Origin of the sequence: Streptomyces sp. NPDC047049, assembly GCF_040643995.1 — a bacterium.
Lineage (GTDB): Bacteria > Actinomycetota > Actinomycetes > Streptomycetales > Streptomycetaceae > Streptomyces > Streptomyces mooreae.
In genome coordinates, this window is sequence record NZ_JBEYVM010000003.1 from 372,431 (window position 1) to 391,183 (window position 18,753).

Annotated in this window: 14 protein-coding genes; 8 read left to right on the forward strand and 6 right to left on the reverse strand. The window is 71.1% G+C overall.

Features of this window, described 5'->3' with window-relative positions:
* Positions 1 to 12 precede the first annotated feature (12 nt).
* Positions 13 to 753, reverse strand: coding sequence for a carbonic anhydrase (locus ABZ851_RS09625; protein WP_361124401.1), 741 nt, complete (start codon positions 751 to 753; stop codon positions 13 to 15).
* A gap of 459 nt (positions 754 to 1,212) precedes the next feature.
* Positions 1,213 to 1,962: a PIG-L deacetylase family protein gene (locus ABZ851_RS09630; protein ID WP_361124403.1), complete on the reverse strand. Its 750-nt coding sequence runs from the start codon at positions 1,960 to 1,962 to the stop codon at positions 1,213 to 1,215.
* Positions 1,963 to 2,418: 456 nt separating this feature from the next.
* On the opposite strand from ABZ851_RS09630, the gene ABZ851_RS09635 reads away from it, so the two are divergent.
* The 6 genes from ABZ851_RS09635 (at position 2,419) to ABZ851_RS09660 (ending at position 9,625) form a co-directional block, all read left to right on the forward strand.
* Complete coding sequence (locus ABZ851_RS09635; RefSeq protein WP_361124405.1) at positions 2,419 to 3,171, forward strand: GntR family transcriptional regulator; 753 nt, start codon at positions 2,419 to 2,421, stop codon at positions 3,169 to 3,171.
* Positions 3,172 to 3,380: 209 nt separating this feature from the next.
* Positions 3,381 to 5,135 (forward strand): APC family permease, encoded by a 1,755-nt coding sequence (locus ABZ851_RS09640; RefSeq protein WP_361124407.1) that lies wholly within the window; start codon positions 3,381 to 3,383, stop codon positions 5,133 to 5,135.
* 259 nt (positions 5,136 to 5,394) lie between these two features.
* Complete coding sequence (locus ABZ851_RS09645; RefSeq protein WP_328384804.1) at positions 5,395 to 5,574, forward strand: SPOR domain-containing protein; 180 nt, start codon at positions 5,395 to 5,397, stop codon at positions 5,572 to 5,574.
* A gap of 52 nt (positions 5,575 to 5,626) precedes the next feature.
* Positions 5,627 to 6,049, forward strand: a complete 423-nt coding sequence (locus tag ABZ851_RS09650) for a (deoxy)nucleoside triphosphate pyrophosphohydrolase (protein ID WP_361124410.1) — start codon at positions 5,627 to 5,629, stop codon at positions 6,047 to 6,049.
* A 268-nt stretch (positions 6,050 to 6,317) separates the two neighbouring features.
* Positions 6,318 to 6,779, forward strand: a complete 462-nt coding sequence (locus ABZ851_RS09655) for an ATP-binding protein (protein ID WP_361124935.1) — start codon at positions 6,318 to 6,320, stop codon at positions 6,777 to 6,779.
* A gap of 278 nt (positions 6,780 to 7,057) precedes the next feature.
* Complete coding sequence (locus ABZ851_RS09660) at positions 7,058 to 9,625, forward strand: SpoIIE family protein phosphatase (protein ID WP_361124412.1); 2,568 nt, start codon at positions 7,058 to 7,060, stop codon at positions 9,623 to 9,625.
* 147 nt (positions 9,626 to 9,772) lie between these two features.
* Here ABZ851_RS09660 and ABZ851_RS09665 read toward each other — a convergent pair whose 3' ends face one another.
* The 4 genes from ABZ851_RS09665 to ABZ851_RS09680 form a co-directional block, all read right to left on the reverse strand.
* Complete coding sequence (locus tag ABZ851_RS09665; RefSeq protein ID WP_361124414.1) at positions 9,773 to 10,573, reverse strand: succinate dehydrogenase/fumarate reductase iron-sulfur subunit; 801 nt, start codon at positions 10,571 to 10,573, stop codon at positions 9,773 to 9,775.
* A complete protein-coding gene (locus ABZ851_RS09670) occupies positions 10,570 to 12,537 on the reverse strand; it encodes a fumarate reductase/succinate dehydrogenase flavoprotein subunit (RefSeq protein WP_361124416.1) in 1,968 nt (655 codons plus the stop codon). The genes ABZ851_RS09665 and ABZ851_RS09670 overlap by 4 nt, the downstream gene beginning before the upstream one ends.
* A gap of 34 nt (positions 12,538 to 12,571) precedes the next feature.
* A complete protein-coding gene (locus tag ABZ851_RS09675) occupies positions 12,572 to 13,399 on the reverse strand; it encodes a hypothetical protein (RefSeq protein WP_361124418.1) in 828 nt (275 codons plus the stop codon).
* A gap of 107 nt (positions 13,400 to 13,506) precedes the next feature.
* Positions 13,507 to 13,806: a hypothetical protein gene (locus tag ABZ851_RS09680; protein WP_336053117.1), complete on the reverse strand. Its 300-nt coding sequence runs from the start codon at positions 13,804 to 13,806 to the stop codon at positions 13,507 to 13,509.
* 405 nt (positions 13,807 to 14,211) lie between these two features.
* Here ABZ851_RS09680 and ABZ851_RS09685 point away from each other — a divergent pair, with 405 nt between their 5' ends.
* The gene (locus ABZ851_RS09685) at positions 14,212 to 16,623 is read left to right on the forward strand and encodes an ABC transporter family substrate-binding protein (RefSeq protein ID WP_361124420.1); all 2,412 of its coding nucleotides are present in this window, start codon (positions 14,212 to 14,214) and stop codon (positions 16,621 to 16,623) included.
* Positions 16,624 to 16,810: 187 nt separating this feature from the next.
* Entirely contained in the window at positions 16,811 to 18,715 is a 1,905-nt protein-coding gene (gene typA / locus ABZ851_RS09690; RefSeq protein WP_336053119.1) for a translational GTPase TypA, read from the forward strand.
* Positions 18,716 to 18,753: the final 38 nt, after the last annotated feature.

Consider the following 18,753-nt stretch of genomic DNA (forward strand, 5'->3'; position numbering starts at 1 on the left):
CCGGCCCGCCCGTCAGGACGGTGCCCCCGCCAGGACTTCCACCTTGCCGCTGTCGAGGGAGTAGTAGGCACCGACCACGGCGAGGCTGCCCTTGGCCACGAGGGGGGCCAGGTCCTGGTTGGAGCGCAGGTTGGCGGCGGTCAGTTTGACCTGGGTGCGGGCCATGGTGTCGACGGGGTCCTCGCCGCCGCCCTCGTGGACCGTCTGCTCGTACGCCGGCCGCAGGGCCCTGGCGATCGCCTGCAGGTTGCCGGGCAGGGGCTTGCCGTCGCGGAAGGACTTGTAGGACGCCTCGACGGCGCCGCAGCGCTGGTGTCCGAGGACCACGATGAGGGGGGTGCCGCTCGTCATGGGGCCGTACTCCACGGAGCCGGTGACGACCGGGCCGATGGCCTCCCCGCCGGTGCGCATCACATAGAGGTCGCCCAGGCCGGTGTCGAAGAGGAGCTCGGGCGGTACCCGGGAGTCGATGCAGGAGAGGACCGAGCCGAAGGGCACCTGCTTCTGGGCCACGAACTCGCGGCGGTTCGGGTCCCGGTCGGGGTGCTGGAGGTCTCCGCGCACCCAGCGGGCGTTGCCGTCCATCAGCCGCTCGAAGGCCGCGGCGGGCGTGGTCGGCCGCGGCGACGGTGACGGCGATGCCTCGTCCGCCACCGGGGCGGCGCTGGTCGAGGCGCAGCCCGCCAGCGTGGCGGCGGCCGCGACGCCGCCGGCGAGCACCGTTCTGCGATCCGGATGTCCCGCTGCGTCCATGGGCCGCTCTCCTCTGTCCGCCGAGATGCTTCCGTACGTGCGTACGTGCGTACGTGGTGACCGGGGCGATTGTGCGGCGCGGGGGCGGCGGGCGGCGGCAGGCGCAAGCGGGCATGGGCCGCTTTGCCACCGACGGCCCACAGGAATCGGCAGGGACGGCGGCGCGGGCGCGGCCCGGACGGCGGCCCGAGCGCTGAAGACTCCGGGGCCGCCGCATAGCATCGAGATGAGGCGAAAAGGGGGCAAAGTGCGCTGAAGGGGCGGCGTGGCTGGGGAGGGGGGAGGCACGGCCCAGGAATGCTGCGCCGTGCCGCGCTGCGGCGAGCCGTGCTGTGGCGGTCTGCGGGCGACGGGTGGCGCGGAAGGAGTGAAGAGGGAAGGGGGAGAAGGGGACAGGCGCCGGGAAAGCCCTTGGGAGTGCTCAGGCGGGGGCGCCCAGGCGGCCGCTCAGGCGGGCGCTCAGCGCGGAAAGAGCTGGAAGAGCGTGGCGGGGCGGCCCCGGTAGCGTTCGCCGCCGGTGCGCAGCATCTGCTCGATGAAGGTGCGGGCGTAGGCGCGCGGATCCTGTTCGGCGCCGCGCAGGCCGTTGATGTACGCCCCGTGCGCCGCCAGCGAGTCGACCGCGCGGTCGATGCCGGGGCCGACCTCCGCGGCGTGCGTGGGGTGCGGGGAGCCCGCCACGGCCACCCAGCGGACGCCGTTCCAGGGCGCCAGGCCCTTCGCGCCGGCGAGTTCGGGAAAGATCCAGCGGTTGCCGGCGTCGCCCGCGGCGTCGAGGACGGCGCGGCCGACGACCCGGTGGTCCGGGCTGTTCCAGTGGCCGCCGCCCCAGGTGTCGTGGTGGTTGAGGGTGAGCAGCAGCTCGGGGCGGTGGCGCCGGACGGCCGCCGACAGATCGCGGCGCAGCGCCAGGCCGGGCTCGATGACGCCGTCGTGGTGGTGGTCGAGGAATTCGACGGTGTGGACGCCGACCACCGCGGCACCGGCCCGCTGCTCGGTCTCGCGGACCGCGGCGGCCTCCCCGGGCGCGAGTCCGTCGATGCCGGCCTCACCGCGGGTGACCAGGAGGTAGCTGACCTCGCGCCCCGCGGCGGTCCATTCGGCGATGGCGGCCGCGGCGCCGTATTCGAGGTCGTCGGGGTGCGCGACGATGGCGAGGGCCCGCTGCCAGTCCTTGGGCATGGGGGAGAGCTGGGGTTCGACGGGCATGGGGTCCCTTCCTTCCCGTCCTGATACCGCGTGCCGCGTTCCGTTTCCGGGTGCTGTGCCGTCTTCCGCCTGCTGGGCCTGTTGGGTGTGCTGGGTCTGCGGGGCCTGTTGGGTCTGTTGTGGCTGACGACCGCGGTCTGCCGTGCTTCCGTGCGCCGTGCATTCTGCGTGCCGTGCGCCGTTCGGCCGTCTCTTCCCTCCCTCGCCCGTGCTGCTCGTTCCGGCCCGGCCGTGCTTCCTTTTCGATCGTGACACGCATGGGCGACGGCTACCGGGTGGAAAGGAAGGGTGGGGTGGCGCGGGGTGGGGGTACGAGAACCCGTGGTGCCCGGCCTCGGTCGTTTACACGGGCTGAGCTGGGTTTCATCACATCAGGTGAATATCTGGCCCAAGCTTGCGATCGGCAACGCGCGGTTGCCACGCTGTTGCTCACCGTCAAGCTGTTGGGAGGGGCATGTGCCTTTCGGTGAGCAGCCCGCGTACCTCCGCGTCGCCGGCGACCTGCGCCAGAAGATCGTCGACGGGGTGCTGCCGCCGCACACCCGACTTCCCTCCCAGGCGCGCATCCGTGAGGAGTACGGCGTCTCGGACACCGTCGCCCTGGAGGCGCGCAAGGTCCTGATGGCCGAGGGGCTGGTCGAGGGCCGCTCGGGATCGGGCACCTACGTACGCGAACGGCCCGTCCCGCGCCGTATCGCCCGCGTCGGCTTCCACTCGGCGGGCGGCTGTACGCCGTTCCGGCAGGAGCAGACGGACGAGCGGGTGCGGGGCACCTGGGAGTCCCACAGCGAGCAGGAGCCGGCCGGCGCGGCGATCGCCGCCCGGCTGCGCGTCCCGCAGGACGCCAAGGTGATGCGGACGCGCTATGTCTTCCGGGCGGAGGGGGAGCCGTCGATGCTTTCGACCTCCTGGGAGCCCCTGGAGGTGACCGGCCGGACGCCCGTGATGCTGCCGGAGGAGGGGCCGCTGGCCGGCCGTGGGGTGGTCGAGCGGATGGCGGCCATCGATGTGGTGGTGGACAACGTCGTCGAGGAGGTCGGGGCGCGGCCCGCGCTGGCGGAGGAGGCCATGACGCTGGGCGGGGTCCCCGGGCACGGCGTCCTGGTCGTCTCCCGGACGTACTTCGCGGGCGGCAGGCCGGTCGAGACGGCCGATGTCGTCACCCTCGCGGACCGGTACCGGGTCACGTATCACCTGCCGGTGAAGTAGTCGCGAAGCTCTCCGCTGCCGACCCGCATCCCCGTGTGCGCGTGCGCGGGACGCCCTCATCTCGGTCCCGGTTCTCTGACGGGTGTCCGGTTTGTGGATATTCGTACACAAAATTTGGCTGAAACCTTGTGTTGGATAAGTCACAGACCCTCAACTACAGGCCTTTTTCAGGCTGCTGTGGGAAGCCGACGCTCCGATTCGCTCTTACGATGGCGAAGTTTGTGCACGGCACGGGGGAAGACCAGGAGACCAAGCACGTGAGCACGACGAAGACCCCGAGCGCGGAGCAGGGCTCGCACTCGAATTACCGTCGGTCCCTCGGGACCATCGCCCTGACCGCCACTGGTCTCGGGTCCATCATCGGCTCCGGCTGGCTCTTCGGAGCCGAACGGGCTGCCGCCATCGCCGGCCCGGCCGCGATCCTCGCCTGGGTCATCGGTGCGCTTGTCGCGCTCACCATCGCCCTCACGTACAGCGAGCTGGGCGCGATGTTCCCGAAGGCCGGCGGCATGGTCCGCTACGGCCAGTACTCCCACGGCTCGCTCGCCGGTTACCTCGCGGCCTGGGCGAACTGGATCGCGATCGTCTCGGTCATCCCGGGCGAGGCCACCGCCTCCGTCCAGTACATGAGCTCCTGGGACTTCGGCTGGGCGCATGCGCTCTACGACGGCACGGAGCTGACCGGCACCGGCGTCGGGCTGGCCAGCATCCTGCTGATCTTCTACTTCTTCCTCAACTGGTTCGCGATCTCGCTGTTCGCCAAAACCAACACCGCGATCACGGTCTTCAAGGTCGTCGTCCCGGCGCTGACCGCGACCGCGCTGATGGTGGCGCACTTCGACACCGGCAACATCGTCCACCACGGCGGCTTCACGCCCAACGGCTGGAGTTCGGTCTTCACCGCCGTCGCCGTCTCCGGCATCGTCTGGGCCTACAACGGCTTCCAGTCCCCGCTGAACCTCGCCGGTGAGGCCCGCAACCCCGGCAAGTCGCTGCCGAAGGCCGTCGTCTGGTCGATCCTGATCGCGCTGGTCATCTATGTCGCGCTCCAGGTCGCGTTCCTGATGGCGGTGCCCGGTGACAAGCTGACCGCCGGCGGCGGCTGGGCCTCCCTCGGCTTCAACTCGCCGCTCGCCGACCTCGCCGTGGCCTGGGGCCTGAACTGGCTGGCGCTGCTGCTGTACGCGGACGCCTTTGTCTCGCCGTCCGGCACCGGCATGATCTACGCCGCCACCACCTCGCGCATGATCCACGGCGTGCAGGAGAACGGCCATCTGCCCGGCATCTTCGGCAAGGTGGACAAGAAGACCGGTGTGCCGCGTCCGGCGCTGGTGCTCAACCTCGTGATCGCCTTCCTCTTCCTCGCGGTCTTCCGCGGCTGGGGCTCGCTGGCCGAGATCGTCTCGGTGGCCACGGTCATCTCGTACATCACCGGGCCGGTCGCGGTGATGTCGCTGCGCCGCATCTCGCCGGACCTCAAGCGCCCGGTGAAGCTGCGCGCGATGCCGATCGTCGCGCCGATCGCCATGATCTTCGGTTCGCTGGTGCTGTACTGGGGCCGCTGGCCGCTGACCGGCAAGGTCATCCTGATCATGGCCGTCGGACTGCCGGTCTGGGCCTGGTACGAGATCGGCAAGCCGCTGACCCAGGGCCGCAAGCCGTGGGCCGAGCTGCGCCCGCACCTCAAGGCGGGTGCCTGGATGGTGGCGTATCTGCTGGTCATGGCCACGGTGTCGTACCTGGGTGGCAAGGACTTCGGCGGCAAGGGTTATCTGCCGGAGGGCTGGGACATCCTCCTGGTCGCCGTGATCGGTCTCGCCTTCTACTACTGGGGCGTGCGCAGCTCCTGGCGCAACCCCTCGCTGCTCACGGTCGAGGCCGAGCTCCATGCCGAGGAGGAGGCCGCGGCGGCGGAGGCCGCCGAGACCGACGACGCCAAGGTGTCCGTCGCGGCCCAGGGCTGATCCACGAGGCACGTCCTGACCGCCCGCGCCGCGCGCGAGCTGTTCGTCCGCCCGAGCGCATCGGGTCCCCAACCGGCCACTCGCAGGCCGCTTCCGGTACGCCGGAGGCCCGCGGGTGGCCGGTTCGGTATCTCTTTGTGAAAATCCATATCCGGTGAGTAAAGGTCGGGCGTAGGCTCGGGCATATGCGGATTGCGATTTCGGCCTCAGCAGGCCAGGGGCGCGCGACGGCGCGCTGCGCGGCGGACGGAGGGGCGCAATGACCGAGGGCGGAGCGGTGCTCCCCTGGCTCGTCATCCGCCAGGACGAAGGCGGCAACCGGTATCGCGTGGGCCGCTATGCCACCCGAGCGGAGGCGGAGCGGGTGGCCGACCGGCTCGGCACACGCGGCCATCAGCAGCTTTACGTGGTCGAGAAGGCCGACCGGGCGGCGACCTGAGAGGCGGCTGGCGGGGAAGCGGGACGAGAGCGGGGGACGTAGGCTGCCGCGCATGACGACCGTGCGCGTAGTGGTGGGCGGAGCGGTGTGCGAGCGCGGGCGGCTGCTGGCCGCACGGCGCAGCGCACCGCCCGCGCTGGCCGGCCGCTGGGAGCTGCCCGGCGGCAAGGTGGAGGACGACGAGACACCCGAGCAGGCGCTGGAGCGCGAGCTGCGCGAGGAACTGGGCGTCGAGGCGGCGGCCCAGGAGCGGATTCCGGGGGAGTGGGTGCTGCGGCCCGGCTATGTCCTGCAGGTGTGGACGGCCCGGCTGCTGTCCGGGGCGCCGCGGCCCCTGCAGGATCACGACGAGCTGCGCTGGCTGCTGCCCGGCGAGGAGTCCCAGGTCGACTGGCTGGACCAGGACCGCCCGGCGGTGGCCGAGGCGATGCGCCGGCTGGCGGGGACGGCCGGGCTGCCGGGCGTACGGCCGTAACCGCTGTCCAGCCGGGCGTACGGCCGCAGTCGCTGCCCAGTCGGGCATACGGCCGCAGTCGCTGTCCTGGGTCCGCGCGCGGCCCTGAGGGCCCCGTACGCGGCCTGCGCCGGCTTCGCCCGCGCCATCCGGCACCCCGGCCCGCCGATATGTTTCATTTGTGCCACAGTGCGCCGCTGCAAGCGGTACTGAGGGATAGATAGCGGGTATGTCCTGATTGACCCCTTCGATGCAGGCAAGACGACGGGGATTGCCACCGGGCTGGGATGTGATCGGCGTGAGCGACAGCGCAGCGGCAGGGGTCCCGGAGCCGGACTCCGGGCACGTCCGCAAGCGCGGCAGGGCCTCCGGTGCACCCAGTGCCGAATGGAGCTTTCCGGCCGACCCCGGGGCGGTGCGCACGGCCCGCACGGTGGTCCGGCGGGTGCTGGACGACTGGGGGCTGAACGGCGCCGCCGACATGGCCGTACTACTCGTGAGCGAGCTCGTCACCAACTCCCTGCGTCACGCCAGCGGGCCGATCGGAGTCCGTATGGTGCTCCTCAACACCGACGGGCTGCTCGTCGAGGTCTCCGATCCGCTGCCCGACCCGCCGCAGGAGCGCGACGCCGCTCCCGACGACGAGGGAGGCCGTGGATTGCAGCTGGTCGCATGCAGTTCGCGGCGCTGGGGGACCCGTCGTGGAAAGAGTGGCAAGACAGTGTGGTTCGAGCTGTCGGTGGCTGGTTAGGAGACAGGTGGGTCCTGATCGTTGCCAATTCATCGACATTCTGTGGGTGGGCTGCGATCGAGACTGTGCTGTGATCGTGAAGACCGTGTTCCGGATAGCCGGGGTACTGGATACTCAGGCGGGTCCGGTCCGGGCACGATGAGCTGGAGGGGACGGGGCTCGTGAGCGAGATGTCATCTGGCGGGGAAGAACCCGCGCAGGCCGAGGGTCAGGGCGGTGCGGACGGCTCCGGTGATCCAGGTGGCCGCCCACACGCGCGGGAGCTGCAGGGCCCGCCCGTGTGGCAGAGCAGCCGGCCCGGATCGATCTATGACTACATTCGCGTGGCCTCCTTCTCGCTCGGCCCCGACGGGCGGATCGACCAGTGGAGCGAGCGGGCGGAGGACATGCTCGGCATACCCGCGCGGTATGCGCTCGGCAAGGACCCCGTCGAAGCCTTCGTCCCGCGCGAATTGCGGGCCACCGGGCGCCGCAAGGTGTCCGAGATCCTTGACGGCCGGGAGTGGACCGGCCTGGTGCCCTACCGCCGGGGAGAGGACGCGGACGCCGACGGGCTCGCCGAGATCTATGTGATGCCCTCGCGCGACGAGAACGGCGAGCGGGCCGCGGTCTGCCTCGTCGTCGACGTCCGCGCGCTGCGCGGCATAGAGACCGACCTCGCTGCCTCGCAGGCCGTTTTCGGTCAATCTCCCATGGGCTTCACCCTGTTCGGCACGGACCTGCGGCTGCTGCGGGTCAACGAACGGTTCGCCACGGTCTTCGGCGGCCCGGCGAGCAAGTACCGCGGCTGCGGTCCGCACGACTTCCTGCCGCGCTCCGAGGCCGAGCGGATGACCGTCGCGCTGCGCCGCGTCCTGGACACCGGCGAGCCGGTCACCGAGATGCAGTTGGTCGGGCTGGCGCCCGGCGAGGAGGACCGCCGCCGCTGGTCGGTGTCGCTCTACCGGCTGCACGGCGCCAGCGGCCGCCCGATCGGCGTCGCGGCGCTGGCCGCCGATGTGACGGGCCGTCGGCGGGCCGAGCGCGAGGCCGCCAACGCCCGCCGCAACCTCGCCCTGCTCAACGAGGCCGGTGCCCGGATAGGCAACTCCCTCGATCTGGAGACCACCGCCCGCACCCTCCTGGACGTCGCCGTACCGCAGTTCTGCGATCTGGCCTCCGTGGACCTCTACCAGGGCCTGCTGGCGGGCGACGAGGCCCCGCCCGGCATGAGCGACGGCAGCGCGGAGCTGCGCCGGGTCGCCTTCGCCAGCGCCGTGTCGGACGCCCCGCTCGCCACCGCCCCCGGTGTCCCCGGCGACGCACCGGGGCCGGTCGCGGTCGGCGCCGTCCACCGCTACCCCTTCAACTCCCCCTGCGCGGGCGCACTGCGGACCGCCCACGCACAGATCATCCCGGGCCGGGACAGCGACGACGGGCCGGAGCTGGGCGCGGTGGTGCACTCCACCCTCGCCGTCCCGATGGTCGCCAGGGACACCGTCGTCGGACTGGTGCAGTTCTCCCGTACGAAGGGCAGCGAGCCCTTCGGGGAGCGTGACACCGCGCTCGCCGTCGAACTGGCCGCGCGCGCCGCGGTCTGTATCGACAACGCCCGCCTCTACCGCCGGGAGCACGAGCGCGCCCTGATATTGCAGCGCAGCCTGCTGCCGCCCGGCGACCCCGAGGCCGCCGGTCTGGACATCGCCTGCCGCTATCTGCCCGGCACCACCGCCACCGAGGTCGGCGGCGACTGGTTCGATGTCATCGAACTGCCGGGGCACCGCACGGCGCTGGTCGTCGGCGATGTCATGGGACGCGGGCTGCGCGCCGCCGTGGCGATGGGGGAACTGCGTACCGCCGTACGGACCTTGGCGCTGCTGGACCTGGAGCCCGCCGAGGTGCTGTCGGCGCTCGACGAGATCGCCCGCGGGCTGGGCGGCGACGGCGACGGCAGGTCGTCGACCGCGCGCTCCGCCCGCAGCCGGTCCGGGGCCGGTGAGGGCGCGGGGGAAGCGCGGCGCTCCGCCGCGACCGCCGATCTCTCCGAGGTCTACCTCGCCACCTGCGTCTACGCCGTCTACGACCCGGTCACCCGGCGCGCCACGTTCGCCAACGCCGGGCATCTGCCGCCGGCGCTGGTCGAGGACGGCGAGGACGCGCTGCTCCTCGACGTGCCGCCGGGGATGCCGCTGGGGGTGGGCGGCGAACCGTTCGAGGAGATCGAGGTCGAGCTGCCGGACGGGGCGCTGCTGGCGCTCTACACCGACGGTCTGGTGGAGTCCCGCCACCATCCGTTGGAGGAGGGGCTGCAGGCGTTCCGCACCGCCCTCTCGCGCGCCGACCGTCCGCTGGAGGACGCCTGCGACCAGGTCCTGAGCGCCATGGACACCTCGCACGGCGAGGACGACATCGCGCTGCTGATGGCGCGGGTGCACGGGCTGCCCAAGGACGCGGTGGGCGACTGGAGCCTGGCGCCGGAGGCCCGTTCGGTGGCCCGCGCCCGGGAGCTCGCCCGTGACCAGCTGACGGACTGGGGCCTGCAGGAGCTGGTCGACACCACGGAGCTGCTGGTCAGCGAGCTGGTGACCAATGCGCTGCGGCACGGCCACGGCGAGATCCGGCTGCGGCTGTTGCTGGACCGCACCCTGGTCTGCGAGGTCTGGGACGCCGATCTCGCCCAGCCGCGCCGCCGCCGGGCCAGGGACACCGACGAGGGCGGCCGCGGACTGCAGCTGGTCGGTCTGCTGAGCCAGGGCTGGGGCAGCCGCCGGACCCCGCGCGGCAAGACCGTGTGGTTCGAGCTCGCGCTGCCGGACGGGGAGTCGGCGGCGATCGATCCGGCCGAAGCGCTGCTGAGTCTGTTCTGAGGGGCTGAGGGGCCGAGGGCCTGAGGGCCTGAGGGGCTGGCGTTCCGACGACGGGGGCGGGGCCCGGGGCGCGCGCCCCGGGCCCCGCCCGTCCGGTCATACGCCCCGTCCGGTCATACGCCCCGTCCGGTCATACGCCCCGCCCGGTCATTCGCCACGACGCCGGATCTTGTTCCCGAGCCACACCAGCGGGTCGTACTTACGGTCCGCGGCGCGCTCCTTCAGCGGGATCAGCGCATTGTCAGTGATCTTGATGTGTTCGGGGCAGACCTCGGTGCAGCACTTGGTGATGTTGCAGTAGCCCAGCCCGTGCTCGTCCTGCGCGGCGCGCTTGCGGTCGAGACCGGCCTGTGGGGCCGTGTCCAGCGGATGCATGTCGAGCTCGGCGATCCGCATCAGGAAGCGCGGACCGGCGAAGGCCTCCTTGTTCTCCTCGTGGTCCCGGACGACATGGCAGGTGTCCTGGCACAGGAAGCACTCGATGCACTTGCGGAACTCCTGCGACCGGCCCACGTCCTCCTGCTGCATCCGGTACTCACCGGGGCCCAGCTCCGGGGGCGGTACGAACGCCGGGATCTCGCGGGCCTTGGTGTAGTTGAAGGACACATCGGTGACCAGATCGCGGATGACCGGGAAGGCCCGCATCGGCGTGATGGTGATGGTCTCCGTACGGTCGAAGACCGACATCCGGGTCATGCACAGCAGCCGCGGCCGCCCGTTGATCTCCGCGCTGCACGAACCGCACTTGCCGGCCTTGCAGTTCCAGCGCACGGCGAGATCGGGTGCCTGGGTCGCCTGCAGGCGGTGGACGATGTCCAGCACCACCTCGCCGTCGTGCACCTCGACCTTGAAGGCCTCCAGGTCCCCGGAGTCCGCGTCGCCCCGCCAGACCCGGAAGTGCGCCTGGTAGACGCCGGACTGCTGCTGCTCTTCCTGCGACACGCTCACCGGCTCAGCTCCTCGTCGGTCAGATACTTCGCCAGCTCGTCCTTCTCGAACAGTTCCAGCAGGTCGCGGCGGATCGGCGGGGTCTCGCGGCGGGAGAGGCGGATCTGGCCCAGTGCCGCATCGGACGCTCGCGCGTCGCCCTGCGGGTCGGCGAGTTCACAGACCAGGTTGATGTTGCGCCAGGTGCGGTCCATCGCCGGATGGTCGTCGCGGGTGTGGCCGCCCCGGCTCTCCTCGCGCTCCAGCGCCGCCCGTGCCACACACTCGCTGACCAGCAGCATGTTCCGCAGATCGATCGCCAGATGCCAGCCGGGGTTGTACTGCCGGTGTCCCTCGACGCCGGCCCGCCGGGCCCGCACCCGCAGATCGGCCAGCCGTTTCAGGGCCTCGAACATCTCGCTTTCCCTGCGGATGATGCCGACCAGGTCGTTCATCGACTGCTGGAGCTCTTGGTGCAGGGTGTACGGGTTCTCCGCCGGGCCCGGTTCGAGGCCGGTGTCCGCCTCGACGAGCTCGGCGCTGAAGGGACGCAGCGCCTCCGCCTCCGCCGCGTCGATCTGCAGCGGGTCGACGGCCGGCCGTTCGGCCAGCGACTGTGCGTACTCGGCCGCGTGCAGCCCCGCCCGGCGGCCGAAGACCAGCAGGTCGGACAGCGAGTTGCCGCCGAGCCGGTTGGAGCCGTGCATCCCGCCGGCCACCTCACCGGCCGCGAACAGGCCCGGTACGCCGGTCGCCGCCGTGGTGTCCGGGTCCACGTCCACCCCGCCCATCACGTAGTGACAGGTCGGGCCGACCTCCATCGGCTCGGTGGTGATGTCGACATCCGCCAGCTCCTTGAACTGGTGGTGCATCGACGGCAGCCGCCGTTTGATCACCTCGGCCGGCATCCGGGTGGAGACATCCAGGTAGACGCCGCCGTGCGGGGAGCCGCGGCCCGCCTTGACCTCGGCGTTGATGGCGCGGGCGACCTCGTCGCGGGGCAGCAGTTCGGGCGGGCGGCGGTTGTGGTCCGGATCCTCGTACCAGCGGTCGCCCTCCTCCTCGGTCTGGGCGTACTTGTCCTTGAAGACGTCCGGGATGTAGTCGAACATGAAGCGCTTGCCCTCGCTGTTGCGCAGCACCCCGCCGTCCCCGCGGACCGACTCGGTCACGAGGATGCCCTTGACCGAGGGCGGCCAGACCATGCCGGTGGGGTGGAACTGCACGAACTCCATGTTGATCAGCGGGGCCCCGGCCAGCAGCGCCAGCGCGTGCCCGTCGCCGGTGTACTCCCAGGAGTTCGAGGTCACCTTGAAGGACTTGCCGATCCCGCCGGTGGCCAGCACCACCGCCGGGGCCTCCAGCACGAAGAAGCGGCCGGACTCCCGCTCGTAGCAGAAGGCGCCACAGACCCTGCCGGACCCCGCGGCGGAGCCGCCGGCCGGCTCGGTGAGCACCCGGGTGACCGTGCACTCCTGGAAGACCTTCAGCCGGGCGTCGTACGCGCCGAACTCCTTCTCGTCCTCCTGCTGCAGCGAGACGATCTTCTGCTGGAGGGTGCGGATCAGCTCCAGGCCCGTACGGTCGCCGACGTGCGCGAGGCGCGGGTACTCGTGGCCGCCGAAGTTGCGCTGGGAGATCCGGCCGTCCGCGGTGCGGTCGAAGAGCGCGCCCCAGGTCTCCAGCTCCCATACCCGGTCCGGGGCCTCACGGGCGTGCAGCTCGGCCATCCGCCACTGGTTGAGGAACTTCCCGCCGCGCATGGTGTCGCGGAAGTGGACCTGCCAGTTGTCGTGCTCGTTGGCATTGCCCATGCTGGCGGCGATGCCGCCCTCGGCCATCACCGTATGCGCCTTGCCGAACAGGGACTTGCAGATCACGGCCGTCCGCATGCCGGCCTCGCGGGCCTCGATGGCGGCACGCAGCCCGGCGCCGCCGGCGCCCACCACGACCACGTCCCATGCCTGCCGGTCCACATGCGCCATCAGAGGGCACACCTTTCCTTAGGAGAAGCTGTCGTCAGAAGAAACGCGGGTCCGTGATGGCCCCGCTGGCCAGCAGGAAGACATAGAAGTCGGCGACGGCCACGCTGATCAGCGAGGCCCACGCGAGCAGCATGTGCCGCTCGTTGAGCCTGCCGACCCAGCCCCACAGCCGGTAGCGCACCGGGTGCTTGGAGAAGTGCCGCAGCCGGCCGCCGATGATGTGCCGGCACGAGTGGCAGGAGAGGGTGTACGCCCAGATCAGCACGATGTTGGCGAGGAAGACCAGGGTGCCCAGGCCCATGTGGCCCCAGGCGTAGTTCTCGTCGCGGAAGGTCAGCGCCGTGTCGTAGGTCAGCACGCCGGCGACCAGCACCGCGAAGTAGAAGAAGTAGCGGTGGATGTTCTGCAGGATCAGCGGGAAACGGGTCTCACCGGTGTACTTCTTGTGCGGCTCGGCGACCGCGCAGGCCGGCGGCGAGGCCCAGAAGCCGCGGTAGTAGGCCTTGCGGTAGTAGTAGCAGGTCAGCCGGAAGCCCAGCGGGAAGATCAGGATGAGCAGCGCGGGCGACAGGCCCCACCAGCTGCCGAAGATCTCCCAGTTGGGGCCGCCGCGCATGGTGCGGCAGTTCTCCGCCAGACAGGGCGAGTAGAACGGCGAGACATAGGGCGCGTGGTAGTAGTCGGCGTTCGCGAACGCCCGCCAGGTCGAGTAGACGATGAACGCGAACAGGCCGGCGGCGGTGCCGGCCGGTGCCAGCCACCAGCGGTCGGTGCGCAGATGACGGGCGGGGATGGCGGCGCGCGAGGCGGTGTGCACACCGTTCGCGGGCGCTGGTGGGGAGGGTTCGGTGCCAGTGGCCAACGTCGGTCTCCGTGAAGGGCGCTCCGTCGGGGCGGGGGCGGCGAAGGCACCGCCGGGGCGGGGCGGGAACGGGATGAGGGGCGGTGAGCGGGACGCGTGCCGCGTCGTCAGGGCGCGTGGCCGTTCCTGGAGCCGAGCCCCTCGTCCTCGGCATCGGTCCACAGCGTGGCGTCGTACGGGGCGTCAGGGATCGTCACCATCTCCTCGACGACGGCGCTCGGACGGCGGGCCGGACCGGCCGCCACGCTCTGCTTGAGCAGGGTCAGGCTTTCGCGCAGGTGGTCCGTGTCGCTGCGGAGCCGGCGGATGTCCAGACAGGCGTCGAGCTGCGCCTCCAGCCGTCCCACCGAACGGACCAGACCGTCCAGGCTGCGTTCAACCGCCGTCAATTCGTCCTGAAGGGACATAACGTGCCCTCACTTTTGAAGGTGTGGTGGGCGATCTCATGCGCCCGAGAGTGTCGCGCGTCACAGTAGGCGTTGGGAAGGGGGCGAGCGTGATTACGACTCGAACCGGTGCGTTCCGGCAACCATGCGCCGCGGCGTAGGTCGAACGCGGATACGAAAACCGCCGGTACGCGGGGGTGTTCCGCGCACTCGGGGGCCCCGGTTCCGGCCGCTGAGGGGCCCGGTGTTGGGCCGGGCGGGTGGGCTTGGGGGTCCGGCCGACGTGTCGGGCGGCCGGTCCGTGCGGGGTCGCTTTCAGTAGGGGGGCCATAGATGTGATGAGCCCCAAAGTCGGCCGAACGTGGTGCGCCGGTCAGGCCCCAGGCGGCGCACGGCGCGGCGCGGGCGAGCCCGGAGGTAACCCTCATGACCGACCACGACCACCCCGCAGGCCGCCGTGCGGCGTGCCGCAGGCGCCGCTGTGCCGCGCTCATCGCGGCCGGGGTGCTGCTCCCGCTGCCGGCCTTGACCGGATGCAGTGACGAGGCCCGGGACACGTCCGTCACCACATCCCAGGACATCGCCCCCGCGCCCCGCGGCGAACTGAGGAAGGGCGGGACGCTGCGCTGGGCCGTCGACGCGATGCCCGGCACGCTGAACGCCTTCCAGTCCGACGCCGACGCGACCACCACGCGGATCACCGGCGCGGTGCTGCCCAGCATGTTCACCATCGACGCGAGCGGCAGACCACAGCGCAACGCCGACTACCTGGACGCCGCGGACATCAGCGCCCGCGACCCCAAACAGGTCGTCACCTACAAGATCAACCCCAAGGCGCGGTGGAGCGACGGCCGGCCGATCACCGCCGCCGACTTCATCGCCCAGTGGACCGCGCTGCGCGGCAAGGACAACGCCTTCTGGACCGCCCGCAACGCCGGCTACGACCGGATCGGCAAGGTCGAACAGGGCGCGGGCTCCCGCGAGGTCAAGGTCACCTTCGCCCGCCCCTACGCCGACTGGGAGTCACTGTTCACCCCGCTCTACCCCAAGAGCGTGATGGGCAGCGCGGGCGCCTTCAACGACGGCGCCCGTGAGCAACTGAAGGTCAGCGCCGGACCGTTCCTCTTCCAGAAGCGGGACGCCAAGGAAGGGCGCGTCGTCCTCGTGCGCAACCCGAAGTGGTGGGGCGATCCCGCCATCCTCAAGAGGATCGAGCTGCGGTCGCTGCCCGGCGACAAGCGGGCCGCGGCGCTCGCCGACGGGAGCATCGACGTCGCCGCGGTCGACCAGGTCGCCGCGAAGCGGGTCGCCTCCGCCCGGCGCGCCGCCTCCGCCGGGTCCCACGAGCCCGGCGACGGCAACGCGGGCCCGCAGGGCGGGGGGAACCGGGCCGGGGCCCGTTCCGGCGCCAAGGCCGCCGCGGCACAGAACGCCGTACTGCGCGGCTACACCATCCGCAAGGCCCTGGAGCCCGCCTACACCCAGCTCGCCCTCAACGGCAGCAGCGGGCCGCTGGCCGATGACCGGGTGCGTCGTGCGGTGGCCCGGGCCCTCGACCGCCAGGAGCTCGCGGACACCGTCCTCAAGCCGCTCGACCTGCCGTCCAGGCCGCTCGGCAGCCATCTGCTGATGGCCGAGCAGTACGGCTACCAGGACCACAGTGATGCGCTCGGCGGCCAGGACACCGGGGCGGCCAAGGCGCTGCTCGCCGAAGCCGGCTGGAAGAGCGACGACACCGACCGTCAGCAGGCCGGCGGGAAGGCGGGCGCACCGGTGCCCGGCGCGGGCCGCGCCGCCGGCGAGGACGGCTACGACACGTCGGACGACCGCTACGGCGACGAGGGGGCCGGGGGCCGGTCCGACGGCGGGGACGACGGCGAGGCCGACGACCGCAACCCGGCCCGCTCCGGCCGCGGCCATGCCGCACCGCCCGCCAGGGGCAACCGGTCCGACGGCATGCGGCCCGCCGCCGCGAAGGCCCCGCTGTCCTTCGCCGGCGCGGTCGGCTCCGAGGTCCAGCAGGCCGCCCTGCTGCGGCAGAGCGCCTCGTTCTACAAGGAGGCGGCGGCCCGGGAGAAGGACCGGGCGGACGGTGACACCACGTCAGCGGCGTACGGCAGGTACAAGAAGTACAAGAAGCGCGCGGCACAGACGCTCGGCGCCGCCGAGCTGATCGAGACCGGGCAGGCCCCGAATCTGCCGGGTTCCGGGGGCCACCCGGGCGCCCTGCGCGCGGCCGCCGAACGGCCCGCCGACGCGGCCTTCGCACCACGCCCGGCCGGCCACAAGGGAGCCAGGATCGCCGCCGTCAAGAAGAACGGCAGGCCGCTCACCCTGCGCTTCGTGCTCCCCGACGGGGCCGGCTCCGCACAGCTGCGCACCGTCGGGCGGCAGATCGCCGAAATGCTCGGCAAGATCGGCGTACAGACCTCCCTCCAGCGGGTCTCCGACGCCAGCTACTTCCAGGACCACATCGCCTCCGGCGACTACGACCTGGCGTTGTACTCCTGGCCCGGCACCGCCTACCCGGCGACCGACGCCCGGCCGATCTACGCCAAGCCGCAGCCCGCGCCCGACGGCTCGCTGACCGTCGAGCAGAACTACACCCGGGTCGGCACCGACCACATCGACCAGCTCTTCGACCAGGCGGCCTCCGAACTGGACGAGGACGCCGCGCACACCCTGGTCGAGCAGGCCGACGCCAGGATCTGGGCGGCCGCCGGATCGATTCCGCTCTACCAGCGGCCCGAGCTGGTGGCCACGAAGAAGACGCTCGCCAACGTCGGCGCCTTCGGCTTCGCCACGCCCCGTTTCCAGGACATCGGCTACCAGATGTAGCCGGGTCGGCACCCTGACGAATAATAGGCAAGAAACCGCAGGTCAGACGGCGTAGATACGGGCTGCGGCGGCCAATGCCGCCGCAGCCCCGTACGATGGGGTGAGGCCGTGGCTTCGTTATGCCCGGCAGGCGCGCGTACCGAATGGACGTGTCGCCACCCACGATTCCGGGAGAAGCGCCGCCAGTATGCCCACGCGCCACGACATTCGTAACGTAGCCATCGTCGCCCACGTCGACCACGGGAAGACGACCCTCGTCGACGCCATGCTCAAGCAGGCCGGCGCGTTCGCCGAGCACGCCGCCGAGAAGCTTGACGACCGGATGATGGACTCCAACGACCTGGAGCGTGAGAAGGGCATCACGATCCTCGCCAAGAACACGGCGGTGAAGTATCACCCCAAGGACGGCGGGGACCCGATCACGATCAACATCATCGACACCCCCGGCCACGCCGACTTCGGTGGCGAGGTCGAGCGTGGTCTGTCGATGGTCGACGCGGTCGTCCTGCTGGTCGACGCCTCCGAGGGCCCGCTCCCGCAGACCCGCTTCGTGCTCCGCAAGGCCCTCGCGGCCCGGATGCCGGTCATCCTGTGCATCAACAAGACCGACCGCCCCGACTCCCGCATCGACGAGGTCGTCAACGAGACCTACGACCTCTTCCTGGACCTGGACGCGGACGAGGACCAGATCGAGTTCCCGATCGTCTACGCCTGCGCCCGTGACGGCGTCGCCTCGCTGACCAAGCCGGAGGACGGCACCGTCCCCGCCGACAGCGAGAACCTGCAGCCGTTCTTCACCACGCTGCTGGAGCACGCCCCGGCGCCGGAGTACGACGCCGAGGCCCCGCTCCAGGCCCACGTCACCAACCTCGACGCGGACAACTTCCTCGGCCGTATCGCGCTGCTCCGGGTCGAGCAGGGCGAGCTGCGCAAGGGCCAGAACGTCGCCTGGATCAAGCGTGACGGCTCGATCCAGAACGTCCGCATCACCGAGCTGATGATGACCGAGGCGCTGACCCGCAAGCCCGCCGAGGTGGCCGGTCCGGGCGACATCTGCGCGGTCGCCGGTATCCCCGACATCATGATCGGCGAGACCCTGGCCGACCCGGAGAACCCGATCGCGCTGCCGCTGATCACGGTCGACGAGCCGGCGATCTCCATGACCATCGGTACCAACACCTCGCCGCTGGTCGGCCGGGGCGGTACCGGCAAGGGTGCGGACGCCAAGAACGCGGTCAAGGACCGCAAGGTCACCGCCCGCCAGGTCAAGGACCGCCTGGAGCGCGAGCTGATCGGTAACGTCTCGCTGCGCGTGCTGGAGACCGAGCGCCCCGACGCCTGGGAGGTGCAGGGCCGTGGTGAGCTGGCGCTGGCCATCCTGGTCGAGCAGATGCGCCGCGAGGGCTTCGAGATGACCATCGGCAAGCCGCAGGTGGTCACCAAGGAGGTCGACGGCAAGACGTACGAGCCCGTCGAGCGCATGACCATCGACGTGCCCGAGGAGCACATGGGCGCCGTCACCCAGCTGATGGGTGTCCGCAAGGGCCGGATGGACAACATGTCGAACCACGGCTCCGGCTGGGTGCGCATGGAGTTCGTCGTCCCCTCCCGCGGCCTGATCGGCTTCCGTACCGAGTTCCTGACCAACACCCGCGGCACCGGTATCGCGCACTCCATCCACGAGGGCCACGAGCCGTGGTTCGGCCAGCTCTCCACCCGTAACAACGGCTCCCTGGTCGCCGACCGCTCCGGTGCGGTCACCGCCTTCGCGATGACCAACCTCCAGGAGCGCGGTGTGCTCTTCACCGACCCGGGCACCGAGGTGTACGAGGGCATGATCGTCGGCGAGAACTCGCGCTCCGACGACATGGACGTCAACATCACCAAGGAGAAGAAGCTCACCAACATGCGCTCCTCCTCGGCCGACTCGTTCGAGGCGATCGTGCCGCCGCGCAAGCTGTCGCTGGAGCAGTCCCTGGAGTTCTGCCGCGACGACGAGTGCGTCGAGGTGACCCCGGAGGCCGTGCGCATCCGCAAGGTCGTCCTGGACCAGAAGGAGCGCGGCCGCACGGCTTCCCGCGCGAAGCGCTGACGGACCGTGCCAAGCGGTAACCGTGCCGGGCGGTAACC